This window comes from Streptococcus sp. CF10-1, from assembly GCF_024295825.1.
Taxonomy (GTDB): Bacteria; Bacillota; Bacilli; order Lactobacillales; family Streptococcaceae; genus Streptococcus.
This window is the reverse complement of record NZ_JANCPQ010000017.1, coordinates 1-2,416: the sequence shown is the minus strand read 5'-3', so window position 1 is coordinate 2,416 and position 2,416 is coordinate 1. Positions and strand designations below refer to the sequence as shown.

The window sequence follows — 2,416 nt, the reverse complement described above, 5'->3', positions numbered from 1 at the left end:
TATTCCCGTGTTGAATAATTGGCAGTCATTTGTCCTCTCCTCTTTCCTTATTTAAATCGGTATAATAATTAATAATAACAGCTGATAAACAGCCAAAAAATATGAGCCCATAAATCGTCAAGAAGACACTGGTAATCCTTCCAATCAAGGTCACAGCTAGGAGATCCCCGTAGCCGACAGTCGTCGAAGTCACAAAAGCATACCAAAGACCGTCTCCGTAATTTGTGATAGCAGGTTCAACTAGGAAAAGCACGCCTCCTGACCCAAAAACAAAGGTCACAAAACTCAGAGCAAACCGAGTAAAACCCGTAACCTGTATAATATGCCATAACATTTTTAAACGTCTCATTTGTTCTCCTTATTCATACTAGCTCCTGACCGAGCCGTTTTTTCCAATAATCAAAGTGAAGATAGGACATGATCTCCATCAGAGAAAGATAGACAAACTGATAGATCTGATTTAAGCTGATTATCAACTGATATTGTTTGAAAAATGACTGGAAGAAAGACCAGATATGACTGTCTTGAATCAGTCCCTTCTTAACATCAGACAGGATATTAGCTAAAGCTCCCAAGGACTGAAACGGTAAATCCTTGATATTTATATAGATCCGGTCCACCACATCATTCAGACTGGTATCTTGGATGGCATGAAATTCTCCAAAGAGAACTCCTGCCGCTCCAAGAGTAGAAACAAATTCCACCAAATAATTTCTGAGGAAATTTTCTCAACCTTTTCCCATAATGTGTTTAGTGCCATCCATAACGATCCCAACCAGAAAAAGGAAAGAAAACAAGCAAAGAAATTTTGCCGTAAATCCCAAAAAGCTTCAAGACTTGGTGTTGTTGGTTTTTCTAACTCTAAAATCAAGATGGTCATAATAATTGCTAGAACAGCATCTGTCAATACAATTAATCTGTCTTTCTTCATCGGATTGCATCCCCTTTCTTTTTTGTAACATTCTATCTTATCGCATAATATTGGATATTCTTTCATAATCCGACTACAAACAAAAATAAACCAAAAAGTCTGTCCCTATTATGCTATATTTAACTCTAGAAGTATTCATCCATCTAATTAATAAGTATATCATATTTCACAATAAATGAATACTATCAAAGATTCATCCCCTTTCACTTCATCATTTAGTGTTGCTTAGATTTATCAAAAACAACCAAATTTGTATTAATTTCAAGTATCACCTAGTTACAAAAATTTGGGGTGAACAGAAAAAGCATCCCGTATTTTTGATACGAAATGCTTTCAATAAGTTTAAATAAGTTTTAACGTTTACTAAATTGTGATGCTTTACGAGCTTTTTTCAAGCCTGGTTTGGAAAGTATGAATTTCAGTTGGACTAAAAACAGCGTAATATCAAGACTTTTCTCCGCTTTTATAAAAGCGTTTTTCCAATCAAATTCAACTAATTTTATCTAAATGGTGTGGATTTTACCCCCAAAATTACAGAGAATGGAGCTGATAAACACTAAACGTTCACACCATTAGTTAAATGATTTTTTTCATCATTTTTCTTAGATGATAGAACTTCTAATTTATTTCTTATTCAAGCAAAAACAACCTGCTATAAGTAAGAAAGAGGAAGATACAAGAAAAACACGGCGTAAAAACCGATTCAGTTCATTGTCCTCAATCCTTGTCTGCTTCATTTTCTTTTACGAGATCGTTTTGTGAATCTTTTTCAGAGAGTTTTTGATCAATATACTTGTCAATGTTTTCATAAAATTCCTTGGTCGCTTCACTATCTAATGTTGGCGAGTTCTGAACTTGATTCACTTTCAATTGAACAGATTGAATACCGTAAGAGGCTTGTTTTTGGTGGAGTGTTTCTAATTCTTCTTCTGAAATCGGATCTCCAACAACCGTCAAGACTAATTCATTGCTACTTGACTTGTAGACTTGATTAATGACCGTATGATTGGCGAACTCATTTTCTACAAACTGTTTGATCCCTTCTTTTCGCGCTTGATCCATCGTCAGAGTGACTGCTGAATAGCTGGCTGGAAGGACCAATAATACAATCAAGGATATCAACCCAATTTTCATTTTAATGTTTAGCTCATTAAATGAACTTAAGGGAGATTTTCTCATAAAAATTCTTGTTCCAACAATGTTGATTAGCATGATAAAGACACAGTTGATCAAGAAAAGATAAAGAGCCCCAAATAAAAATCGTACATTTCCATTAGCTAAACCATATCCTGCAGTGCAGATAGGTGGCATCAGAGCTGTTGCAATGGCTACTCCTGGCACGATATTGTTTGCTTCTTTTTTCCTTGACCCAATTACACCTGCTATCCCACCAGCAATAGCAATGAGAACATCCCAAATGGTTGGAGAGGTTCGTGCAATCAGTTCGCTACTTGCATAAGATAAGGGAGAAATCCAGAAATACAG

At 35.6% G+C, this 2,416-nt stretch carries 4 protein-coding genes; all 4 read right to left on the bottom strand.

Annotated features, from left to right (window positions below; translation table 11 throughout):
- Positions 1–25: 25 nt before the first annotated feature.
- A complete protein-coding gene (locus NMM25_RS10485; protein ID WP_001253404.1) occupies positions 26–349 on the bottom strand; it encodes a potassium channel family protein in 324 nt (107 codons plus the stop codon).
- Between the two features lie 13 nt (positions 350–362).
- Positions 363–704: a hypothetical protein gene (locus NMM25_RS10480; protein ID WP_254736834.1), complete on the bottom strand. Its 342-nt coding sequence runs from the start codon at positions 702–704 to the stop codon at positions 363–365.
- A complete protein-coding gene (locus NMM25_RS10475; protein WP_004240734.1) occupies positions 629–931 on the bottom strand; it encodes a TMEM175 family protein in 303 nt (100 codons plus the stop codon). The genes NMM25_RS10480 and NMM25_RS10475 overlap by 76 nt, the downstream gene beginning before the upstream one ends.
- Positions 932–1,648: 717 nt before the next feature.
- Positions 1,649–2,416: DUF389 domain-containing protein (locus tag NMM25_RS10470; protein ID WP_254736833.1), on the bottom strand; the 768-nt coding region annotated here is incomplete at its 5' end.